Annotated in this window: 19 protein-coding genes; 10 read left to right on the top strand and 9 right to left on the bottom strand. The window is 52.9% G+C overall.

The genetic code is table 11. The features are described 5' to 3' along the window. Window positions 1–211: 211 nt before the first annotated feature. Entirely contained in the window at window positions 212–346 is a 135-nt protein-coding gene (locus EVX52_RS25695) for a hypothetical protein (protein WP_255466707.1), read from the bottom strand. A gap of 351 nt (window positions 347–697) precedes the next feature. Between EVX52_RS25695 and EVX52_RS10770 the strand changes: the two genes are divergently transcribed. Continuing rightward, window positions 698–1429 (top strand): FCD domain-containing protein, encoded by a 732-nt coding sequence (locus tag EVX52_RS10770; protein WP_129991261.1) that lies wholly within the window; start codon window positions 698–700, stop codon window positions 1427–1429. A gap of 59 nt (window positions 1430–1488) precedes the next feature. Here EVX52_RS10770 and EVX52_RS10765 read toward each other — a convergent pair whose 3' ends face one another. Further along, window positions 1489–2958, bottom strand: coding sequence for a mannitol dehydrogenase family protein (locus EVX52_RS10765; protein WP_129991260.1), 1470 nt, complete (start codon window positions 2956–2958; stop codon window positions 1489–1491). Window positions 2959–3228: 270 nt separating this feature from the next. Then, window positions 3229–3801, bottom strand: a complete 573-nt coding sequence (yeiP, locus tag EVX52_RS10760) for an elongation factor P-like protein YeiP (protein WP_015696520.1) — start codon at window positions 3799–3801, stop codon at window positions 3229–3231. A 244-nt stretch (window positions 3802–4045) separates the two neighbouring features. On the opposite strand from yeiP, the gene EVX52_RS10755 reads away from it, so the two are divergent. Continuing rightward, window positions 4046–4300: a YkgJ family cysteine cluster protein gene (locus EVX52_RS10755; RefSeq protein ID WP_129952391.1), complete on the top strand. Its 255-nt coding sequence runs from the start codon at window positions 4046–4048 to the stop codon at window positions 4298–4300. On the opposite strand, the gene EVX52_RS10750 is transcribed toward EVX52_RS10755, so the two are convergent. Then, a complete protein-coding gene (locus EVX52_RS10750; protein WP_129952392.1) occupies window positions 4297–5511 on the bottom strand; it encodes a sugar efflux transporter in 1215 nt (404 codons plus the stop codon). The genes EVX52_RS10755 and EVX52_RS10750 overlap by 4 nt on opposite strands. Window positions 5512–5971: 460 nt before the next feature. Here EVX52_RS10750 and fruB point away from each other — a divergent pair, with 460 nt between their 5' ends. Genes fruB through fruA form a run of 3 tightly spaced genes read left to right on the top strand, consistent with a single transcriptional unit; the run spans window position 5972 to window position 9750 of the window. Continuing rightward, the gene (gene fruB / locus EVX52_RS10745; RefSeq protein WP_129991259.1) at window positions 5972–7102 is read left to right on the top strand and encodes a fused PTS fructose transporter subunit IIA/HPr protein; all 1131 of its coding nucleotides are present in this window, start codon (window positions 5972–5974) and stop codon (window positions 7100–7102) included. Further along, complete coding sequence (gene fruK, locus EVX52_RS10740; RefSeq protein ID WP_013574663.1) at window positions 7099–8034, top strand: 1-phosphofructokinase; 936 nt, start codon at window positions 7099–7101, stop codon at window positions 8032–8034. Before fruB ends, fruK begins: the two co-directional genes overlap by 4 nt. A gap of 15 nt (window positions 8035–8049) precedes the next feature. Then, window positions 8050–9750, top strand: a complete 1701-nt coding sequence (gene fruA / locus EVX52_RS10735; RefSeq protein ID WP_129991258.1) for a PTS fructose transporter subunit IIBC — start codon at window positions 8050–8052, stop codon at window positions 9748–9750. A 159-nt stretch (window positions 9751–9909) separates the two neighbouring features. On the opposite strand, the gene nfo is transcribed toward fruA, so the two are convergent. Both nfo and EVX52_RS10725 read right to left on the bottom strand, forming a co-directional pair. Next, window positions 9910–10776 carry a deoxyribonuclease IV gene (gene nfo / locus EVX52_RS10730; protein WP_129991257.1) on the bottom strand — a complete coding sequence of 289 codons (867 nt, stop codon included), beginning with the start codon at window positions 10774–10776 and terminating at the stop codon, window positions 9910–9912. Between the two features lie 90 nt (window positions 10777–10866). Then, complete coding sequence (locus EVX52_RS10725; protein WP_129991256.1) at window positions 10867–11973, bottom strand: YeiH family protein; 1107 nt, start codon at window positions 11971–11973, stop codon at window positions 10867–10869. A 188-nt stretch (window positions 11974–12161) separates the two neighbouring features. Here EVX52_RS10725 and yieE point away from each other — a divergent pair, with 188 nt between their 5' ends. From yieE to EVX52_RS10705, 4 genes are all read left to right on the top strand, one after another. After that, window positions 12162–13034: a DNA-binding transcriptional regulator YeiE gene (gene yieE / locus EVX52_RS10720; protein WP_129952397.1), complete on the top strand. Its 873-nt coding sequence runs from the start codon at window positions 12162–12164 to the stop codon at window positions 13032–13034. A gap of 131 nt (window positions 13035–13165) precedes the next feature. Beyond that, window positions 13166–14641 (top strand): amino acid permease, encoded by a 1476-nt coding sequence (locus tag EVX52_RS10715; protein ID WP_129952398.1) that lies wholly within the window; start codon window positions 13166–13168, stop codon window positions 14639–14641. Window positions 14642–14874: 233 nt separating this feature from the next. After that, window positions 14875–15957: an iron ABC transporter permease gene (locus tag EVX52_RS10710; protein ID WP_129952399.1), complete on the top strand. Its 1083-nt coding sequence runs from the start codon at window positions 14875–14877 to the stop codon at window positions 15955–15957. Next, a complete protein-coding gene (locus tag EVX52_RS10705; RefSeq protein ID WP_129952400.1) occupies window positions 15957–16793 on the top strand; it encodes an ABC transporter ATP-binding protein in 837 nt (278 codons plus the stop codon). Before EVX52_RS10710 ends, EVX52_RS10705 begins: the two co-directional genes overlap by 1 nt. An 89-nt stretch (window positions 16794–16882) precedes the next feature. Here the strand turns inward: EVX52_RS10705 and EVX52_RS10700 are convergent, their stop codons facing one another. The 3 genes from EVX52_RS10700 to EVX52_RS25295 form a co-directional block, all read right to left on the bottom strand. Next, window positions 16883–17689: a 5'-nucleotidase, lipoprotein e(P4) family gene (locus tag EVX52_RS10700; RefSeq protein WP_129952401.1), complete on the bottom strand. Its 807-nt coding sequence runs from the start codon at window positions 17687–17689 to the stop codon at window positions 16883–16885. Window positions 17690–17892: 203 nt separating this feature from the next. Next, the gene (gene ompC / locus EVX52_RS10695; protein WP_047608711.1) at window positions 17893–19002 is read right to left on the bottom strand and encodes a porin OmpC; all 1110 of its coding nucleotides are present in this window, start codon (window positions 19000–19002) and stop codon (window positions 17893–17895) included. A 185-nt stretch (window positions 19003–19187) separates the two neighbouring features. Next, window positions 19188–19328 (bottom strand): hypothetical protein, encoded by a 141-nt coding sequence (locus EVX52_RS25295; protein ID WP_165385175.1) that lies wholly within the window; start codon window positions 19326–19328, stop codon window positions 19188–19190. On the opposite strand from EVX52_RS25295, the gene dinG reads away from it, so the two are divergent. Continuing rightward, window positions 19327–21501, top strand: coding sequence for an ATP-dependent DNA helicase DinG (dinG, locus tag EVX52_RS10690; RefSeq protein ID WP_129991255.1), 2175 nt, complete (start codon window positions 19327–19329; stop codon window positions 21499–21501). The genes EVX52_RS25295 and dinG overlap by 2 nt on opposite strands. Window positions 21502–21522: the final 21 nt, after the last annotated feature.

Below are 21522 nucleotides of genomic sequence, written 5' to 3'. Positions count from 1 at the left end.
GACATGGATTGCTTATTTTTAGCGGCAGGCGGGCACGGTTTATTTTGTATTCAGGCGTGTGAATTCAATGAGATGTATTAATGTTAAATTGCAGTTATGGGAACTTTAAAATTTATAATTATGATGAGGTGTCACCATGAACAGAATGACCTATGTACTGTTTTTGGGAGTCATGGCCTCAGGGACGATTCAGTTTGCCACTGCCGCTGCATCAGGCGGAATCATTCACTTTACGGGCGCGATTGTTGACGGAGGATGCCAGTTTAACGCTGAACAGAACCGGGTGATCAGTCATTGTGAGCGTGACGGCCGGCAGATAAGACAGGTTCATACGGTAAATGTCCATACTCCATCCTCTTTCGCACTACCTTTGTCTCTCGGAAAGGTCACAACGCAGCATATTAATAATGATCCTCGTCTTGCCGTAATGACGGTGAATTATAATTAAATGCCGGAAATGAATTAACAGGGCTAATGATTTGTAACCCGGTCATTGAGCACGTCAGTATGATACCACCGAGTTTGGCCGGACAACTTTGTAAAGTGGCTGGCCCGGTTTTGATCGGACCGTCAGTTTTCCATTCCTGTCCTTTCCCTTTTTGCCGACATGTTATAATTTTCCCTCTTATTTCAGGCATCAGAACGATTTATCAGATGTCAGACCAATTAAGACTGTGGCAGAGAAAAGAGGCAAAACATGCGACTTTATCAGGAGATAGGCGGTCATCTGCGCCGCGATATCCATGCCGGGAAGTATGCCCCTGGTGATCGCCTTCCTCCGGAGCGTGACATTGCTGAATCTTATTCCGTCAGCCGGAGTGTGGTGCGTGAAGCGCTGATCATGCTGGAACTCGAAAAAGTGGTAGAAGTGCGTAAAGGTTCCGGCGTCTATGTGTTGCATCAGCCGCAAGACAGCCAGCCGGAAGGTGCTGACAGCGGATATGGCCCGTTTGAGTTATTACAGGCGCGGCAATTGCTGGAAAGTGAAGTCGCGGCTTTTGCGGCGATGCAGGCCACTAAGACGGATATTCTGCAAATGCGCGATGCCATTGATGCACAACGTGAATGCATTGCCCGTGGCGTATCCGATGATGCTGAAGATCAGCGGTTTCATGCCTTGCTGGCGCAGGCTTCCCAGAACAGCGTGCTGGTTAAACTGGTGGATGATTTGTGGCTGATCCGCCAGCGCAGCCCAATGTGGCAGGGGATCCATCAGCATGTCGGCAATAAAAATTACGGCCAGATTTGGTTGCAGGACCATCAGAGAATTTTGCAGGCGGTACTGCGCAGGGATCCGAAAGCTGCCAAACAGGCGATGTGGCAGCATCTGGAAAATGTAAAAGATATGCTGTTACAGGTTTCGGATGCTGATGATCCGTCTTTTGACGGATTCCTGTTCTCTTCGGTCCCCTCCGGGCTGAACGATTAATCGCGCAGAACAAATAAAAACGGCTGCCGCAGCAGCCGTTTTCTGTGTCAGTGTCGGGCTTAACGCATGTATTTTGCGACAGTCTTCTTCGCGCCGATTCTTTGGAGATCGGCATATGCGCTCAGGATGGCGTTTACGACTTTCTCTTCATGAGGCAACTGTTCACCGAATACACCTGTCAAGGTCAGCAGGGCTTTCACACGCGGTTCGCCATCTTCAGTCGACGCCACAATTTCAGCGACTGTTTCAGCCATCGGATCTTTAATCTCGATCGGTTGTCCGGCATCATCAGTCCCGCCCACATAACGCATCCAGCCTGCTACGCCCAGCGCCAGCAATTCATAGGAACCGCCATTTTTAACATGCCAGCGGATTGAGTCGAGCATACGCTGTGGCAGCTTCTGTGTACCATCCATCGCGATTTGCCAGGTCCGGTGTTTCAGTGCCGGATTGCTGTAACGCGCAATCAGGCTGTCAGCATAGGCGTTAAGATCAACCCCCCCGACGCTGAGTGTCGGGGCCTGTTCATGCAGCATCAGATGATGGGCAGCGGCTTTGTAGTTGGCGTCTTCCATGCAATCATTGATGTGCTGATAGCCGGCCAGATAGCCAAGGTATGCGAGGAAAGAATGGCTGCCGTTCAGCATGCGCAACTTCATTTGTTCAAAAGGCAGAACGTCGTCAACCATCTGCGCACCGGCTTTCTCCCAGTCAGGGCGGCCTGCCACGAAATGGTCTTCCACCACCCACTGAATGAACGGTTCGCAGGCGATACCACAAGGATCGGTCACGCCACCGAGTGCTTCGGTGATTTCTTCCAGCGTGTTCTCTGTCGCCGCAGGAACGATGCGGTCAACCATAGTGCTTGGGAAAGAGACGTTTTCAGTGATCCATTTCGCCAGCGCCGGGGAACGGGCTTTCGCCATGCCCAGGACGGCTTTTTTTACGACCAGACCGTTTTCAGGAATGTTATCGCAGCATAAAACGGTGAAGCCCGGCAGGCCGCGTTCATGGCGCAGGCGCAGCGCTTCAACGAGTACGCCTGGCGCAGTACTGGGTGCCTGATCACCGGCCAGATCCTGCTGAATTTTTGGATTTTGCAGATCCAGTTCGCCAGTGCCTGGCTCAATGCAATAGCCTTTTTCGGTAATGGTCAGGGAAACAATCGCTATCTGAGGTTCGGTGAGTTTTTCAAGTACCGCTGTCAGCCCGTCAATCCCGCCATGCACTGATTCATGCGCGGAGCCGATGATAATCGCCTGGTTGCCGTCCGCGCCTTTTTCCAGCACGGTAAACAGATGATTTTGCTGACGTAAGCTTTTGATCAGGGTTTCATTGCCAAACAGGCTGATTTCGCAAATGCCCCAGTCGCCCCCCTGAAGGTTCAGTACGCGGTTGGTCAGCAGTGCCTGGTGAGCGCGATGGAAGGCGCCAAATCCGAGATGAACAATACGGCTTTTTAACGCATCGCGATCATAAGCAGGCAATGACACTGCTGCAGGCAGGGACGCTGTGGCAATAGTTTTCATGCAATACTCCAGACAAGTCAGAAATAAATAATTGGTCAGGCCAAATTGGGGCTGTTTACCCGTCAGTTCAATTTTATGCTGGATAAAGCGACGATTTAAGCCGAAATCAGGGTGTAGAGTGTAAAGTCATATGATAGAAAGGGGAATTGGTAAGTCCAGACAGCCACTCATTTTGTGATACAGATCCATTGTCTGAGAGATGAATTGCAAAATGCAGACAATAAAAAAGGAACGCCGGAGCGTTCCTTTTACCGAAGGGCAGGGCGCTGATTAATCCGCGCGGCCCATATAACGGCGTTCTGCAATATGAATACGGATTTTGTCGCCAGAACTCAGGTACTCAGGAACCTGAATGTTCAGCCCGGTGCTCATTACCGCAGGTTTGGTGCGGGAACTGGCGGATGCGCCTTTGATGCCCGGAGCTGTTTCCACGATTTCCAGATCCACAGTCTGTGGCATTTCGAGCGCCAGCAGCTGGCTGTCCAGCGTCAGAACCTGCATGCCCTGCAAGCCTTCTTCAGGGATGAACAGCAGTTCATCTTCGATCTGTGCCTTATTAAAGGTGTAGGGTGTGAAGTCTTCGTCATCCATAAAGATATATTCGTCACCATCCACGTAAGAGAAGTTAACTTTACGACGGGTCAGGGTAACGGTATCCAGGATATCGTCGCCTTTAAAGCGCTCTTCCACTTTGCCACCCGTACGGACGTCAGCGAAACGCATTTTGTACAAGGTGCTGGCACCACGGGCGCTCGGGCTCTGAACATCAATATCTTTTACCAGCAGCAATTTGCCGTCGTAGTTCACAACGAAGCCGCGTTTAATTTCGTTAGCACGTGCCATATAAATAACCTGTCAGCAGAGAGATAAATAATTTGCGACACGTTACTCGCGCCGCTGATTTCAGGCAAGCAGATAGCGTAAAAAGAGTCGCGAAACTCCGCGTTACGGCGCATTTTTTGCGCTCCGCCTGCCGGTATGAAAAATGTTCGGGTAATGATGTTAAAAAGTCGTCAATATTTCGCTGGTGGCGCATTACCTCGCCTGCTATTGTCGCGGCTCAAAATGAGGCCTGAGGAGGCTGTTGATGGACTGTCGTACTGATTGCGGAGCCTGTTGCATAGCGCCCTCAATTTCAAGCCCGATCCCGGGGATGCCAGACGGCAAGCCGGCGAATACACGCTGTGTTCAGCTGGCCGATAATTTCCTGTGTAAAATTTTCGCCTCACCGCTGCGCCCGAAAGTGTGCGCCAGTCTGCAGGCCAGCCGCGAAATGTGTTTTACACATCGCGACCAGGCACTGACTTATCTGATTAAGCTGGAAGCGGATACGGCGCCTTAAACCGCCGCCGCTGGCATACTTTCAGCCGGCTTATCGACGTTTTTCACTTTCCAGATACACAACACTGAACCGATCACCATCACCAGTGCGGCGTAAAATACCGCATGGTATGTCCAGAACTGCGCGATCACTCCGGCCAGCGAACCGGCGAGGATCCAGCCCGCCCGTGTTGAGTTGGTGAAAAGCGTGGTGGCGGCCCCTGCCTGACCCGGCATCAGATCCTGAAAATACAGCATGCCGATCCCGGCCAGAATGCCGATGAAAATCGCGTTCAGCAACTGTAAAGCAATCAGCATGGCTGCACCGGTTGTAAACAGAAGGCAGCCGTAGAAAATCACCCCCGCCAGCACGGCAAAACGCATCAGGAACCGTTTCCCCAACTGCTTAGCCAGATACCCGGCAATCAGCATGGTCGGAATTTCCAGACAGGCGGCACTGCCCATCAGCACGCCCGCCAGTTTTTCCGGCAGCCCCAGTTCACGCACCACATACAGCGGCATATTAATCAGATAAATGCTATTTGCTGCCCACATCAGCGAACAGGCAATGAACAGCATCAGTGTATCGCGGCGGTTACGGCGGGGTGCTTCCAGCGTGGCGGTGGTTTTGATGTGCGCTTTAGGCATTGAAGGCAGGAACATCCACACCATTACACCGCACAGTAAGAAGGCCAGCGCGGCAGCGCAGTACATAAAGGTAAAACCAAATCCCATCGACAGGGCGAAGGCCAGCGGCGGGCCGACCACCCATGCCAGCGAAACCTGTGCGCGCAAAATTGAGCTGAACATCACGGCTTCACGGCCGGTTTTTTCGGAATGCTCCCGGGCTAACGCGAACATCTGCGGGTTTGCCGTAGAACCGAAACTCGACAGCAAAACGCCGATGAACAGCAGAATAAAGTAATTACGGTTGAAGGCGAAAAGCACACAAGCCAGCGCACCCAGTATGCAGCAATACAAAATGAGCGTTTTGCGGTCACCGCGTTTATCAGACCACGTCGCCAGCAACTGGCTGACGAAAATACCGATCACGGCGCTGCCGGTAAAGAAGATACCGACCATAAACGGGCTGACGTGCACCTGAGACGTCAGGAACAGGCTGAGGGTTGGCGTCTGTAATGCGCCCGCAATGCCCGTGAGAAAGGCGATGATCAGAAAAGCAGTCGACGTCATGTCGGGTAAACGGCGGGCTGACGTTGTAGAAATTCGCATTAGGTAAATGAACCGGATGTAGGGGAGGGGACAAAATTTGCGCGAATGTTACGTCAGTTTAAAAAAAACAAAAACAGGTTTTGATCATCAAAAATGTAAACCGGCGTGAATTTGCCATACTGAAGAATAAAACCGCACTTTGTGTCAAAAACCGCTAGATCAGGGGGGCTTTTTTTACGGCATCATGCCTGACCACCACCGGTCAGCTTGTGTCAGCATTTTACGTCAGCCTGCTTCAGCATTTGCGTTAAGTAATCTGTTTCGGAAAGCTCTCAGAAAGGAAACTGTGCGTAACATCAAAAAATTGTTATGCAAAATCAGGGAAAGCTTGATTTAAAAACAGGCCGGATTGAGACTCCTTGAAACGTTTCAGCGTTGTCATTTTTCTCCTGAGATCTGATGGCGCTCCTTTTTTCTCAGTAAAGCTGAAACGATTCAATTTCAGCAGGAGAGGAGAATTATGTTCCAACTGTCACAGCAAGATATTCATCTCGGTGCGGCTGCCAGCGATAAGCAGGACGCTATTCGCCAGGTTGCAGCAGCACTGACTCAGGCCGGTCGCGTCAGCGAAGGTTATGTTGACGGCATGCTGGCGCGTGAGTTGCAAACCTCGACTTACCTTGGCAACGGCATCGCAATCCCGCACGGCACCACGGATACCCGTGACCTGGTACTTGATACCGGCGTGCAGGTTTTCCAGTTCCCGCAGGGGATTACCTGGGGTGAAGGTCAGACGGCATATGTCGTGATCGGCATCGCAGCCCGTTCTGATGAACACCTCGGTTTGCTTCGCCAGCTGACGCACGTATTAAGTGATGACAGTGTGGCCGATCGCCTGGCAAAAACAGATTCTGCTGAAGAATTACGCAGCCTGCTGATGGGCGAAAAAAATGCGGCTGAATTTCTGTTTGATACCCAGCTTATCGCGGTCGATGTGGCCGCTGAAAACCTGATCACATTACAGGCGCTGAACGCAGGCCGCCTGAAAGAGATTGGTGCGGTCGATAACGCTTTTGTCAGCGATGTCATCAGCCGAAAACCGCTGAACCTCGGGCAGGGCATCTGGCTGAGCGACAGCACCGAAGGCAACCTGAAAAGTGCGGCAACAGTAAGCCGTGCGCAGCAGGCGTTTGATCTGGATGGCGAAAAAGTCTCCATGCTGCTGACGATTTCCGTTGCCGACGATCAGCCGCTCGATGTGCTGAACTACCTCAGCGATTTGCTGATTGCCAACAAAGCTGAACGCTTGCTGACGGCAGATTCCGTCGGTGTGCTGGCCTTGCTGACCAGCGAAGTCGAAGAACAAGCCAATGTGCTGACCGCTGAATACGTTATCCGTAACGAACACGGCTTGCATGCACGTCCGGGTACCGCACTGGTGAACGTAATCAAACAGTTCAGCAGTGAAATCACGGTAACGAATCTTGATGGCAGCGGTAAACCTGCCAACGGTCGCAGCCTGATGAAAGTCGTGGCGCTGGGTGTTAAAAAAGGTCACCACCTGCGCTTTACCGCCAGCGGTGAAGATGCAGAACTGGCATTAAAAACCATCGGTGAAGCGATTGCTGAAGGTCTTGGGGAGGGCGCATGAGCCGTCGGGTCGCCACAATTACTTTAAATCCGGCCTACGATCTGGTCGGTTACTGCCCTGAAATCGAACGGGGTGAAGTCAATCTGGTACAAACCACCGGCCTGCACGCGGCGGGTAAAGGGATTAATGTTGCCAAAGTGCTGAAAGATCTCGGCATTGACGTCACCGTTGGCGGTTTCCTGGGAAAAGAAAACCAGGATGGCTTCCAGCTGTTATTCAGCGATCTGGGCATCGCGAACCGCTTCCAGGTCGTCAACGGCCGTACCCGCATCAATGTAAAACTGACTGAAAAAGACGGCGAAGTCAGCGACTTCAACTTCTCAGGCTTCAATGTCACGCCTGCAGACTGGGAACGTTTCGTGACGGATTCGCTGTCATGGCTGGGTCAGTTCGACATGGTGGCTGTCAGTGGCAGTCTGCCAGCGGGTGTTGATCCTGATGCCTTCACCGACTGGATGAAACGTTTGCGCGCACAGTGCCCGTGCATCATCTTCGACAGCAGTCGTGAAGCGCTGGTTGCCGGTCTGAAAGCTGCTCCGTGGCTGGTTAAACCTAACCGTCGTGAGCTGGAAATCTGGGCTGGCCGTAAATTACCGGAACTGAGTGACGTAGTAGAAGCCGCACACGCCTTGCGTGATCAGGGGATCGCCCATGTGGTGATTTCTCTGGGGGCTGAAGGTGCATTGTGGGTTAACGCATCCGGTGCCTGGATCGCCAAACCACCAGCCTGTGAAGTTGTCAGCACCGTAGGTGCCGGCGATTCCATGGTCGGTGGCCTGATCTACGGTTTGCTGATGCGTGAATCCAGTGAACATACGTTACGGCTGGCAACCGCAGTTGCTGCCCTGGCTGTCAGCCAGAGTAATGTTGGTGTCACCGATCGTCCGCAACTTGCGGCGATGATGGCCCGTGTTGATCTGAAACCCTTTTAACCCGCAGGAGGCAGAATGAAAATGCTGCTGATGATAGACAGTTCGCTGGGACAGGCTCGCAGCCAACTGGCGAAAAATTTGCTCGCTGCTGCTGCGGCGAAAGCAGGCCACCAGCTGACTGAACAGGCCGCTGAGGCTGATGTGGTGGTTGTGGCCGGTGAAAACGTACCTAATGAGCCCGCCCTGGCTGGCAAAAATATTTATACCGGTGACGTGTCTGACGCAGTCCGTGATCCGGAGACTTTCCTGCAACGCGCGCTGGCTGAAGCGAAACCGTATGTCGCCCCGGTTGCGGCAGCTGTGCCGGCTCCGGCCGCCAGCGGCCCGAAACGTATCGTTGCTATCACAGCCTGCCCGACGGGTGTTGCACACACCTTTATGGCGGCTGAAGCCATTGAAACCGAAGCAAAAAAACGCGGCTGGTGGGTAAAAGTCGAAACCCGCGGTTCTGTCGGTGCCGGTAATGCTATTACGCCGGAAGAAGTTGCAGCGGCTGATCTGGTGATCGTCGCGGCTGATATAGAGGTGGATCTGGCGAAGTTTGCCGGTAAGCCGATGTATCGTACATCTACCGGTCTGGCCCTGAAAAAGACCAAACAGGAACTGGACAAAGCGCTGGTTGAAGCTGATGTGTTTGAGCCGAAATCTCAGGGCAAAGCAACGGGCACAGGGAAAAAAGAAGCGGGTGGCGCAGGCCCGTACCGCCATCTGCTGACCGGGGTGTCTTACATGCTGCCAATGGTGGTAGCGGGTGGTTTGTGTATCGCGCTGTCATTTGTCTTCGGTATCAAAGCCTTTGAAGTGAAAGGCACGTTGGCTGCTGCGCTGATGCAAATCGGGGGGGCTTCAGCCTTCGCGCTGATGGTGCCGGTTCTGGCCGGTTTCATTGCCTTCTCTATTGCTGACCGTCCGGGTCTGACGCCGGGTCTTATCGGCGGCATGCTGGCTGTCAGCACCGGTGCTGGTTTCCTCGGCGGTATCATTGCAGGTTTCCTGGCGGGTTATGTGGCGAAAGCCATCAGCGGCAAGCTGAAATTACCGCAAAGTATGGAAGCGCTGAAACCTATCCTGATTATTCCGCTGGTGGCGAGTCTGATTACCGGTCTGGTAATGATTTACGTGGTCGGTACGCCGGTTGCCAAAATCATGGCGGGTCTGACTGCATGGCTGCAATCTTTGGGTACAGCCAATGCGGTACTGCTTGGAGCAATTCTCGGTGCGATGATGTGTACCGATATGGGTGGCCCGGTGAACAAAGCCGCTTACGCGTTCGGCGTGGCATTGCTGAGTTCTTCCGTCTACGCCCCTATGGCCGCCATCATGGCTGCCGGTATGGTACCTCCTCTGGCGATGGGACTGGCAACATTGCTGGCGCGTCATAAGTTTGAGCAAAGCGAACGTGAAGGGGGTAAAGCGGCGCTGGTATTAGGTCTGTGCTTTATCTCTGAAGGTGCGATTCCGTTCGCAGCCCGTGACCCGATGCGTGTTCTGCCATGCTGTATCGCAGGTGGTGCACTGACCGGTGCTTTATCGATGGCATTCCATGCGCAACTGATGGCACCACACGGTGGTCTGTTCGTGCTGCTGATCCCTGGCGCAATCACACCGGTACTCGGTTATCTGGTGGCGATTATCGCCGGTACGGTTCTGGCGGGTGGTGCATACGCGATTCTGAAACGTTCAGATGCTGCGGTAGCCGCGAAAGCTGCTGCATAACGGTAAATTGTTAAAAGCCAAAAGGCGCGACATGTGAATGTCGCGCCTTTTTTATTGCGCCTTCTCTGCGAAAGAAAAGAGAGTATGGAGCTGAGTCATTCTCTTTTTTACTCATCTCCTTCGCAGGGGGAGGGAGCCGACCGGAATTTACTGTAAAAACTAAGCTGCCGCTTCGCCACTTTCAGACGTTTGCTGTGCTTTCAGCCAGGCGATTTCATCTTTCCAGATGTCCGGATTGACTGTTTCGAGGATCATCGGGATACCGTCGAAACGTGCATCTTTCATGATCCAGCTAAAGGCGGTATTGCCGATATTACCTTCGCCGAGGCTATGGTGGCGGTCAACGCGGCTGTTGAATGCGCTTTTCGCATCATTGAGATGCATACCACGCAGGTATTGAAAACCTACCACATCGTCAAAGTGCTTAAAGGTTTTCTCGCATTCTTCCACCGTACGCAGATCGTAACCCGCCGCAAAGGCGTGACAGGTATCGATGCAGACACCCACGCGGCTTTTATCTTCCACACCTTCAATAATTTTGGCCAGATGCTCGAAACGGAAGCCGAGATTACTGCCCTGACCGGCGGTGTTTTCGATAACCGCTGTCACGCCTTTGGTTTTATCCAACGCAATGTTCAGAGATTCAGAAATCAGCGCCAGGCATTTATCTTCTGCGATTTGCATCAGGTGGCTGCCCGGATGGAAATTTAGCAGTGAAAGGCCCAGTTGTTCGCAGCGTTGCAACTCATCAAGAAACGCCTCGCGTGATTTCTCCAGCGCTTCGGCGACCGGATGACCGAGGTTAATCAGGTAGCTGTCGTGCGGCAAAATCTGACTGCTTTGGTAGCCGTATGTTTCACAAGCCACTTTGAATTTTCCGATGACGTCTTCCGGCAACGGTGCGGCTTTCCACTGACGCTGATTCTTGGTGAAAAGCGCAAAAGCCGTGGCTTCCAGCTCGTGTGCCCTCAGAACCGCCTGATCGACCCCCCCGGCTGCACTCACGTGTGCTCCCACAAACTTCATTTTTGCTCCTCAGTTATTCATCGCGTTTATGGGCAAATGATAGCGCCTCCTGGCAGGAGGCGCAGCACTGAAGTGTTAAAAGCAGCAACATCAGCCCAAAAGCTGCTGAACAAGCTGGTTGATACCGGCACCGCCGACAATCAGCCAGATGAACAATACCGCCGCCAGCAGCATCGGTTTAAGGCCCGCCTGACGTAATGCGCTGATGTGGGTGGTCAGCCCGAGCGCTGCCATCGCCATCGCCAGCAGCACGGTATCGAACGTAATCAGCATCGGGATCCAGCTGTGGGGCAGAATATTGAGTGAATTAACTGCCGCTACCAGAATAAACAGCAGGGCAAACCACGGGATAGTAATGTTACGCATGCCCGTCATCTGACCGCCTTGTTGCCCGGCTTTCCGTGACGTCCAGCCAGAGAGCAGCAACAGGAACGGCGCCAGCATCATGACGCGGATCATCTTGGCGATCACTGCCGCGTTTTCCGCATCCGGGCTGATACCCTGACCGGCTGCCACGACCTGCGCAACTTCATGCACCGTCGAACCGGTATAGATGCCGAACTGGGCAGCGGTAAAGCTCAGCCAGTGATACTGAGCATTCAGATGCCATAACCACGGATACAAAAAGATGGCTGCTGTTCCGAAGATCACGACAGTTGCCACCGCAACCGTCACTTTCTCGGCTTTGGCATTAAGCACCGGTTCCGTCGCCATCACCGCCGCTGCGCCACAGATGCTGCTACCCGCGCCAATCAGCATCGAGGTATCGCGGTCCAGTTTAAAGACCCGCTGTCCAAGCCAGCAGGCGAGGGCGAAAGTGGAACACAGCATCAGCGCGTCAGTCAGAATACCGGTCGCGCCGACATCCGCAATTTGCGCAAACGTGAGTCGTAAACCGTAAAGGATAATGCCCAGACGCAGAAGACGTTGCTTCGCCAGCGTCACACCTTCCTCACACCAGGGTTTTGCCGCCGGATACACCGTGTTACCGATTACCATGCCGATGACAATCGCCAGCGTCAGTGCGCTCAGGCCGAGATGATTTAGCGCAGGAATATCACTTAGCCAGATCGCCAGTGCAGTGATCATACCGGTCAGCGCCAGGCCGGGTAACACGCGGCGAAAGCCCGAAAAATGAGGGAGATGCGGGTTATCCGCCGCTTTTTTATTTTCGTTTTTAAGCGCAAGTGTATTCATTGTCCGTTCCTCATTCAGGAGTGATGAGATAAGGCTACGCCGCGCTTATATAAAAATGAAATAGATTATTACTTTATAACCTATCTATAAAAGTGGTATAGAGTATCCATTCAAAAGAGGCCTGCAAGGCAAGGGTCTATACTAAAAGCACAGCGTGCTATAGGGCGCATGAGAATAGCGGGACATTTATGCACATAACATTGCGACAACTTGAGGTTTTCGCCGAGGTGCTGAAAAGCGGTTCGACCACGCAGGCGTCAGTTGTGCTTTCATTATCACAATCTGCGGTCAGTGCGGCGCTGGCCGATATTGAAGGGCAACTGGGCGTGCAGTTATTTGACCGTGTCGGTAAGCGGCTGGTCATTAATGAGCATGGGCGTTTGTTGTATCCGAAAGCGCTGGCATTGCTCGAACAGGCTGGCGAAATCGAGCATCTGTTTAATCACGACAACGGTTCGCTGCGCATCGGCGCGAGCAGCACTATTGGCAACTATATGCTGCCGGCGATGATTGCGGATTATCGTCTGGATTTCCCCCACACACCGCTGGAACTGAACGTGGGTAACACCAACGATGTCATTAATGCAGTGTCGGACTTTCGTGTCGATCTCGGTTTGATTGAAGGCCCGTGTCAGTTGCCTGAACTGATCACACAGCCCTGGCTGGATGACGAACTGGTGGTGTTTGTCGCACCGGAAAACCCGCTGGCGGGGCGGGTGGTTTCGCTGGAGTCGCTGGCGCGTGAACCCTGGATCCTGCGCGAGCGCGGCTCCGGTACCCGTGAAGTGTTAGATCACCTGTTGTTGCCGCAGCTACCGGATTTTAATCTGGTCATGGAGCTGGGGAATTCCGAGGCAATTAAGCATGCTGTCAGGCATGGCATCGGGATCAGTTGCCTTTCACGTCGGGTGATTTCTGAGCAGCTAAGCAGTGGTTCTCTGGTAGAGATCCGGTTGCCGGTCGCGCCGATGGTGCGCAAACTTTACCTGATCCATCATCGGCAAAAACATATCTCCGGCGCATTATCACGGTTTCTGACCTATTGTCGCGAAGCCCAATAACGGTCTTTCACTAATGATCTGCAGCCAGTTATGAAGGTGTCTTATAACAGGTCGTTCCTGCTATTCAGAGCGGCAGGTTTTGCTACAATCCGCGCTTAAATTTCCACATGACGAGCGGATATAGGGAAAAAATGGCTCAACAACCTACAAAAAATACGCAGGTGGCTCCCACACTGCGTCGCGAGCTTAAGGCACGTCACCTAACGATGATCGCTATCGGCGGTTCAATTGGTACGGGATTATTTGTTGCTTCAGGTGCGACAGTTTCCCAGGCGGGCCCGGGTGGGGCACTGCTTTCCTACGCATTAATCGGCATCATGGTTTACTTCCTGATGACCAGTCTGGGTGAACTGGCGGCGTTCATGCCGGTTTCAGGTTCGTTCTCTACCTACGGCTCCCGCTATGTTGAAGAAGGCTTCGGTTTCGCCCTGGGCTGGAACTACTGGTACAACTGGGCTGTCACCATCGCGGTTGACCTGGTGGCCTCACAACTGGTGATGAATTACTGGTTCCCGGACACGCCTGGCTGGATCTGGAGCGCTTTGTTCCTCGGTCTGATCTTCCTGCTCAACTACATTTCCGTGCGTGGTTTTGGCGAGGCGGAATACTGGTTCTCGCTGATCAAAGTGGTCACTGTCATCATCTTTATTGCCGTCGGCGTACTGATGATCACCGGTATCATGCGTGGTGCTGAAACAGCGGGCTGGCATAACTGGGCCATCGGTGATGCGCCATTTGCGGGCGGTTTTGCCTCGATGATAGGTGTGGCAATGATTGTCGGCTTCTCCTTCCAGGGTACAGAACTGATCGGTGTGGCAGCGGGTGAATCGGAGAACCCGGGCAAGAATATTCCGCGTGCCGTGCGTCAGGTTTTCTGGCGTATCCTGCTGTTCTATATTCTGGCGATTCTGGTCATCAGCCTGATCATTCCTTATACCGATCCAAGCCTGCTGCGTAACGAAGTTGGCGATATCTCCGTCAGCCCGTTCACACTGGTGTTCCGTAATGCCGGTCTGTTGTCAGCAGCGGCAGTGATGAATGCCGTGATCCTGACCGCGGTACTGTCTGCCGGTAACTCTGGTATGTACGCCTCAACCCGTATGCTGTTTACACTGGCAAGTGAAGGTAAAGCGCCACGCATGTTCGCCAAATTGTCAAAAGGCGGTGTGCCGCGTAACGCGCTGTATGCCACCACCATCGTGGCTGCGCTGTGCTTCCTGAGTTCAATGTTTGGTAATCAGACGGTTTATCTGTGGCTGCTTAACACCTCGGGCATGACCGGTTTCATCGCCTGGCTGGGGATTGCAGTCAGCCATTACCGCTTCCGTCGTGGTTATGTCCTGCAGGGACGTGACCTGAAGAAATTGCCTTATCTGTCAGGTTTCTTCCCGTTCGGTCCGGTTTTTGCCTTTGTACTCTGTCTGATCATTACGTTGGGCCAGAACTATCAGGCGTTCCTCAAGGACACCATTGACTGGGGCGGTGTTGCGGCAACTTACATCGGCCTGCCGCTGTTCCTGATCATCTGGTTCGGCTACAAGTTGAGCAAAGGCACCAAAGTGGTGAAATACAGCGACATGGAATTCCCGGATCACGTCGATAAGTAACAGACCCGGATTTTCATATTCTGGAAACGCGGAGCTCAGGCTCCGCTTTTTTTTGCCTGCGATCCATGCCGGAAGACTTATAACGTCATGCTTTGTTACCCCTTGTTTAATCTGCATGCCTGATAGGTTTTGCAAAACACATTGATAATTATTATCATTTATTGCCTTCCTACGGGAACCGCAGAACAGGTTCTTCCGCCGTAAGTTTTTAACTTAATGAGATTGTAGCGAAAATGAGTGCAACTACCGAACCCGCCCTGGCGGTGAAAGGCAACGCAGAAGACAGCGTTATGGGGCGATACCAGAATATCGTACGTCGCCGTTTGTTTATTATGCTGATCCTGGTACTGGCGATTGTCGTCTCACTGGTGATTGATTTCATTATGGGGCCTTCGGGGTTATCACTTGGCACGCTGTGGAAAACGCTGTTTGATGCTGCGGCGGCGGATCCGGGTACGCGGGTCATTGTCTGGGACATTCGTCTGCCTTACGCGCTGATGGCGGTGGCGGTCGGGATGTCACTGGGCCTGGCCGGTGCTGAAATGCAGACCATCCTCAATAATCCGCTGGCCAGTCCGTTTACGCTGGGCGTGTCTTCTGCTGCGGCATTCGGTGCCGCGCTGGCGATTGTGCTTGGCATCGGTATTCCGGGGGTACCGGATCAATGGTTTATCTCCGCCAACGCCTTCATTTTTGCCTTATTTGCCGCACTGATGCTCGACGGCATCACCCGCTGGACACGCGTTGCCAGCTCCGGCGTCGTGCTGTTTGGTATTGCGCTGGTCTTTACTTTCAACGCACTGGTTTCGCTGATGCAATTTATCGCCACCGAAGATACCTTACAGGGGCTGGTTTTCTGGACGATGGGCAGCCTGGCGAGGGCGTCCTGGGTCAAACTCGGTGTGATGGTTCTGGCTTTCCTGATCCTGCTGCCGTGGTCGATGATGAGCGCGTGGAAACTCACGGCGCTGCGGCTGGGTGAAGATCGCGCTGTCAGCTTTGGTATTGATGTACGCCGTCTGCGTCTGGGGACGCTGCTGCGCATCAGTATTCTTTCCGCGCTGGCGGTGGCATTCGTCGGGCCGATCGGTTTCATCGGGCTGGTGGCACCGCATATCGCCCGCCTGATGTTTGGTGAAGATCACCGTTTCTACCTGCCCGCCAGTGCACTGATTGGCGCACTGGTGTTATCGATGGCTTCGGTGGCCTCTAAAAATCTGGTGCCGGGCGTCATTATTCCTGTCGGCATCGTAACGTCTCTGGTTGGCGTGCCGTTCTTCCTGAGTATTATTCTTCGTCACCGGGGGAATGTCTGATGTCTGAGATGTTAGAAATGCGTCCTGAAGATTTACTGAATGTCGCTACGCAGGGGTTGCAAATCCGCGATTTTAACGCGGGATACCCGAAGCGCCACGTGATCCGCCATCTGAATGTGCCAATGTTACCCCGTGGGAAAATTACGGTACTGCTCGGGCCAAACGGTAGCGGTAAATCGACGTTGCTGCGCGCCCTCGCCGGGCTTAACCGGGCAGAAGGGCAGCTGATGCTTGACGGACATGATTTAATGCCGATGCCGTTTGCGCGACGTGCAGAGCAGGTGGTTTACCTGCCGCAAACTCTGCCTGCGGGTGTGCATCTGCATGTGCTGGAGTCGATCATCGTGGCACAGCGCGCCTCCGGTGGGAAAGGCAGGAATGCGCAAGGCACGGAGAAAGTGATGGCGCTTTTGCGCCAGCTGGGTATCGAGCATCTGGCGCTGAGTTATCTTGATCAGCTTTCCGGTGGCCAGAAGCAACTGGTCGGCCTGGCACAATCCCTGATCCGTCAGCCTTCGTTACTTTTGCTCGACGAACCGCTCAGCGCACTGGATCTCAACTATCAGTTCCATGTCATGGATCTGGTGCGTAAGGAAACCCGGAAACGCAATATCGTGACGGTGGTTGTCGTCCATGACATCAATATCGCCCTGCGTCACGGCGACCGTATACTGATGCTTAAAGATGGCAATCTGATTGCCGATGGCGAACCGGAAGAGGTGATCACCGCCGACAGTCTGGCGCGGGTCTACGGGGTGCGCGGCAGAATTGAGCGCTGCTCGCAAGGGACTCCGCAGATACTGATTGACGGGTTAGTGGGGGATCCGGAGATTTAACGTTATGTCCTGACAAAAGGCAGACATTACTCAGGCGTTCACCGATCCGCTTCCTCCCCTGCGAAGGGGAGGAGCAAACCGCAACGGGCTTATTTCCCGTTCCACGCTTTCAGATTCTGCTCGCGTGCTGACAATTTCTGCTCAGGTGTTAACTTGTTGTAATCCTTCGCCAGACCGCTTTCCCAGTCGCCGTACAGCGGGTTCGGTAGCACGATATATTGTGTGCCGAAGTGCTGATGGTTCTGATTCACAAACGCGCGGCGCTGCTCGTTACCCTGATGGTAGGTTGCAGAACCAAAATCATTCAGGTTGTCGCCGATGTAAATCACCACGTGATAGCCCGCAGCCTTGATGGAATCAAAACGTGGCTGTTTGTTGGAGGTATCAGAACTCAGCAACAAGGTTTTTTCGTTGGCGCCGGTAAAGCCCAGACGGTTCATGTTATCCAGTGTTGCGGCGTATTCGCTGGTTTTGCGGTTAGACACATAGAACATCGTGCCACCGTGGGTGTTGACGTAATTGGCGAATTCAACAGCGCCCGGAACGGCCATTGCCTGGCGGGCTGCGGTCCACTGAGCCCAGGTTTTGCTGTCGAATGGCTTGTTCGCTTTGACCTGCCACGCACTGTATGCGCTGTTATCGAGCATAGTTTCATCGAGGTCAACGACAACCGCTTTCTTCTGACCGGCCAGAGGCTGCGCCTGGTCATAGGCCATTTTTGCCGTATTAAATGCCTGATAAGCCAGTGCCTGATATTCACCAGATTGCTGGAACCAGTTCAGCGCCATGACGGACTGATCGTTCAGCTTCTGTTGGGCATCTGGTTTTTGCTGCGCACAGCCGCTGAGGGCCAGCATGATTAAAGCACTGGTGGTGCAAAGCGAAATTTTATTCATTGGTTGTCCCTATGCTTGTTAAGAAAGATTCGCATTCATGAAAATCGTTAAAACTGTAGCAGATTCAGCGGGGTGTGGAAGAATAAATGACGCATTACGCGAGATATAGCGGGAAAATGGCAGAAATGAAAAGGGCCGGAGGGTGAGTCCGGCCAAAAAAATCAAAGACAGAGAAATAACAATGAGGGGGTTAACGCTTAAATTTAGAACTGATAAACCAGGCCAACAGCAGTGACATCGTCGTTGTTCAGAGCCAGTTTATTGTCGTCAGACAGTTGGTTGATTTTATAATCAACATAAGCGGACATATTTTTGTTGAAATAATAGGTCGCGGCTACGTCAACGTATTTAACCAGGTCGGCATCACCGATGTTTTCAATATCTTTCGCTTTAGTCTGGACGTAACCCAGTGAAGGGCGCAGGCCATTTTCAAACTGATATTGTGCAACAGCTTCGAAGGTTTGTGTTTTATTCGCAAAACCGCTGCCAGCCGGTGCGCCTGCAATTCCGCCAGGCACAGTAATAGCCAGCATATTACGGGTTTCAGCATACATGGCGGCTAAATAAACGCCATTAGCGTCATATTTCATGCCGCCTGTCCATGCGTCCGCTTTATCACCTTTGCCGTAAGTGGAATTACTCTGAGCCGTGGTGCGGTCTGAAGACGCATACGCGCCGCCGAAGCTCACGCCGGTGTCACCCAGTGCATAAGTGGTAGAAAGTGCATAACCGTCGCCGTTCGCTGTGCTGCTGCCGCGACCGTCGTTTTCATTTTTGCCCTGATACTGAACGGCAACGTTCAGACCGTCAACCAGGCCGAAGAAGCCACGGTTACGGTAAGTGGCTACGCCGTTGGTACGGCCGGTCATGAAGCGGTCAGCTTTGGTATAACCGTCGCCGCCGAACTCAGGGAACATATCGGTCCAGGCTTCAACGTCGTACAGTGCGCCGTAGTTACGGCCATAATCGACGGAACCGTACTGACCGAATTTCAAACCAGCGAAAGCCAGACGGGTTTTCGTGCCGGTTGTGCTGGGTGTTTTGCTGTCAGATTCAGCATGGTTAGCCATGACGTTGTATTCCCACTGGCCGTAGCCGGTGATCAGGTCATTAATTTGTGTCTGGCCTTTAAAACCGAAACGAATATAACTCTGGTCACCGTCATTGCTGGCCGAGTCAGAGAAGTAATGCAGACCTTTTACTTTACCGTACAGATCCAGTTTATTACCGTCTTTATTATAAACTTCCGCTGCGTGAGCTCCTGATGCAATCAGTAAACCAGGAATTAAAAGTGCCAGAATATTACGTTTCATGAATTTTTACCCTGCATTTTCTATTAAAAGCTTTTCGGGAAAGCTTTATATGAAGTCTTATGGAAAGACGTTAATCATCATTTTTTGCTGTGCATTCCGTGTGGGCTCGGATTTTTCTCAGCGAGAGTTTTTTACCGTATATTTGTGATCAATTTATGACAGTCAGAAATGAACTTTTTCTTTTTTTACACGTCCTCCCTTTTTTCTCCATAAAATTCGACCACGCCAAATGCCCGGATCCGCGATTTCGGGCTGCGCCAGCCGCCGGTCTGTGTGACAATAGCCGCTGACACTCCGGTCTTACTTTCAACTAAAAAGAGATGCATGGCGCTTTCCCCCGCAGTAAAAAATCAGATAAGCCAGTGGTACAAAGCCCTGCAACAGCAAATCCCGGACTTTATTTCCCGCGCTCCGCAACGTCAGATGATTGCAGAGGTGGCTAAAGCGTTCTCGGGTGACTCGGCACGGCATCTGGCCATCGAAGCGCCAACCGGCGTCGGGAAAACGCTGTCCTACCTGATCCCCGGCATTGCCGTCAGCCGTGAGGAAGAAAAACCGCTGATCGTCAGCACCGCGAATGTGGCGTTGCAGGATCAGATTTTCAGTAAGGATTTACCCCTGCTGAAAAAAATCATCCCTGACCTGAAATTCACGGGCGCGTTCGGGCGTGGTCGTTATGTCTGTCCGCGCAACCTGGCGGCAATGAGTAATGAGAATGCGCAGGGCGATCTCGGGTTATTCCTCGGCGATGAGCTGGCGCCTTCCAGCGGAGAGGAGCAGAAATTCTGTAAAACGCTGGAAACCGCACTCTCCCGGTACGAGTGGGACGGATTGCGCGATCATTACCAGAAAACGATTGACGATCCGCTGTGGATAAAAATCAGCACGGACAAAGCCAACTGCCTCAGCCGTAACTGTCATTATTTCCGCGAATGTCCGTACTTTGTGGCGCGTAAAGAAATTGAAAGCGCCGATGTAGTAGTGACCAACCATGCACTGGTGATGGCCGCGCTGGAATCTGAATCGGTATTGCCGCCAGCGAAAGATTTGCTGCTGGTGCTGGATGAAGGCCACCATTTACCGGACGTGGCGCGGGATGCACTGGAAGTCGATGCCGAAATTACGGCGGTGTGGAATAACCTGCAACTGGATAACTTTGTGCGCCAGATTGAGCAATGTCTGGCGCTGTTCACCCCGAAAAATCCGCCACCGCTGACCAATGCGGAACGCCTGCATAATCACTGTGCTGAAATGCGCGAACTGTTGGTGCTGGTCGAGCAATCGGTCAGCCAGTCTCTGCCGCCTGCTGAACCGGAAGCGGAGTACCGCTTTGAACTGGGCATTTTGCCGCTGGAACTGACTGAACAATGCAGCCGCCTGTTTAAACTCACCGATGGTTTGCGCAGCCTGGCAGAATACATGGTCAACGATCTGAGCGAGAAAACCGGTAAGCACGATATTTTGCGTTTACACCGCGCGATTTTACATATGAGCCGCATGCAGGGTTATCTCGAAACCATGAGTAAACTGTGGCGACTGGCGGCGCTGGATAAAGCCTCGAATGCACCGATTGGTAAATGGGTAACGCGTTCCTATTTCGATAACCAGACACATCTGGTATTTCATTGCGCGGGGATCCGTGTCAGTGAACAACTGGAAAAAATGCTGTGGCGAAAGGTGCCGCATGTCGTCATCACTTCCGCGACACTGCGCTCACTGAACAGTTTTTCCCGGCTTCAGGAAATGAGCGGACTGACGGAAAAGGCCGGTGACCGCTTTGTCAGTCTGGATTCGCCGTTCAGCCATGTTACGCAGGGCAAGCTGGTCATTCCGCAAATGACGCTGGAGCCGGTGATGGCGAATGAAGCCGCGCACATCGGGGAAATGGCGGATTTTTTCCGCGCTGAACTGGCGAAAGGATTGCATACCGGCCAGCTGGTGTTATTTGCCAGCAACCGTGCGTTACAACAATTTGTAGCCCTGTTACCGGACTTACGTCTGATGTTACTGGTTCAGGGCGATCAGCCGCGTTACCGGCTGGTTGAGGAACACCGTAAACGGGTTGCAGCCGGCACCACCAGCGTGTTGGTCGGCCTGCAATCGTTCGCGGAAGGCTTAGATCTCAAAGGGGAACTGCTGACGCAGGTGCACATCCATAAGATCGCTTTCCCCCCTGTCGACAGTCCGGTTATTCTGACGGAAGGCGAGTGGCTGAAAACGCTGAAACGTTATCCGTTTGAAGTGCAGAGTTTACCCAGCGCATCATTCAATCTGATTCAGCAGGTCGGGCGACTGATCCGCAGCCATGAATGTACGGGCGAAATCGTGATTTACGATAAGCGCCTGCTGACCAAAAATTATGGTGCACGCCTGCTGGCTGCTTTGCCGGTATTCCCGATTGAACACCGTGAAATGCCCGCGCCCGGTTCAGTGAAGCGCCCGGATATTCTCAAGGCTGCGAAGAAAGACCCGGTTCGCCGCCGCACGCGCAGACGGTAGCGTCTTTGCACCCATATATGC

The sequence above is a fragment of the Rahnella sp. CFA14(1/10) genome, assembly GCF_004195095.1.
In the GTDB taxonomy this organism is placed as follows: Bacteria; Pseudomonadota; Gammaproteobacteria; order Enterobacterales; family Enterobacteriaceae; genus Rahnella; species Rahnella perminowiae.
This window is presented reverse-complemented; position numbering and strand designations above follow the sequence as displayed.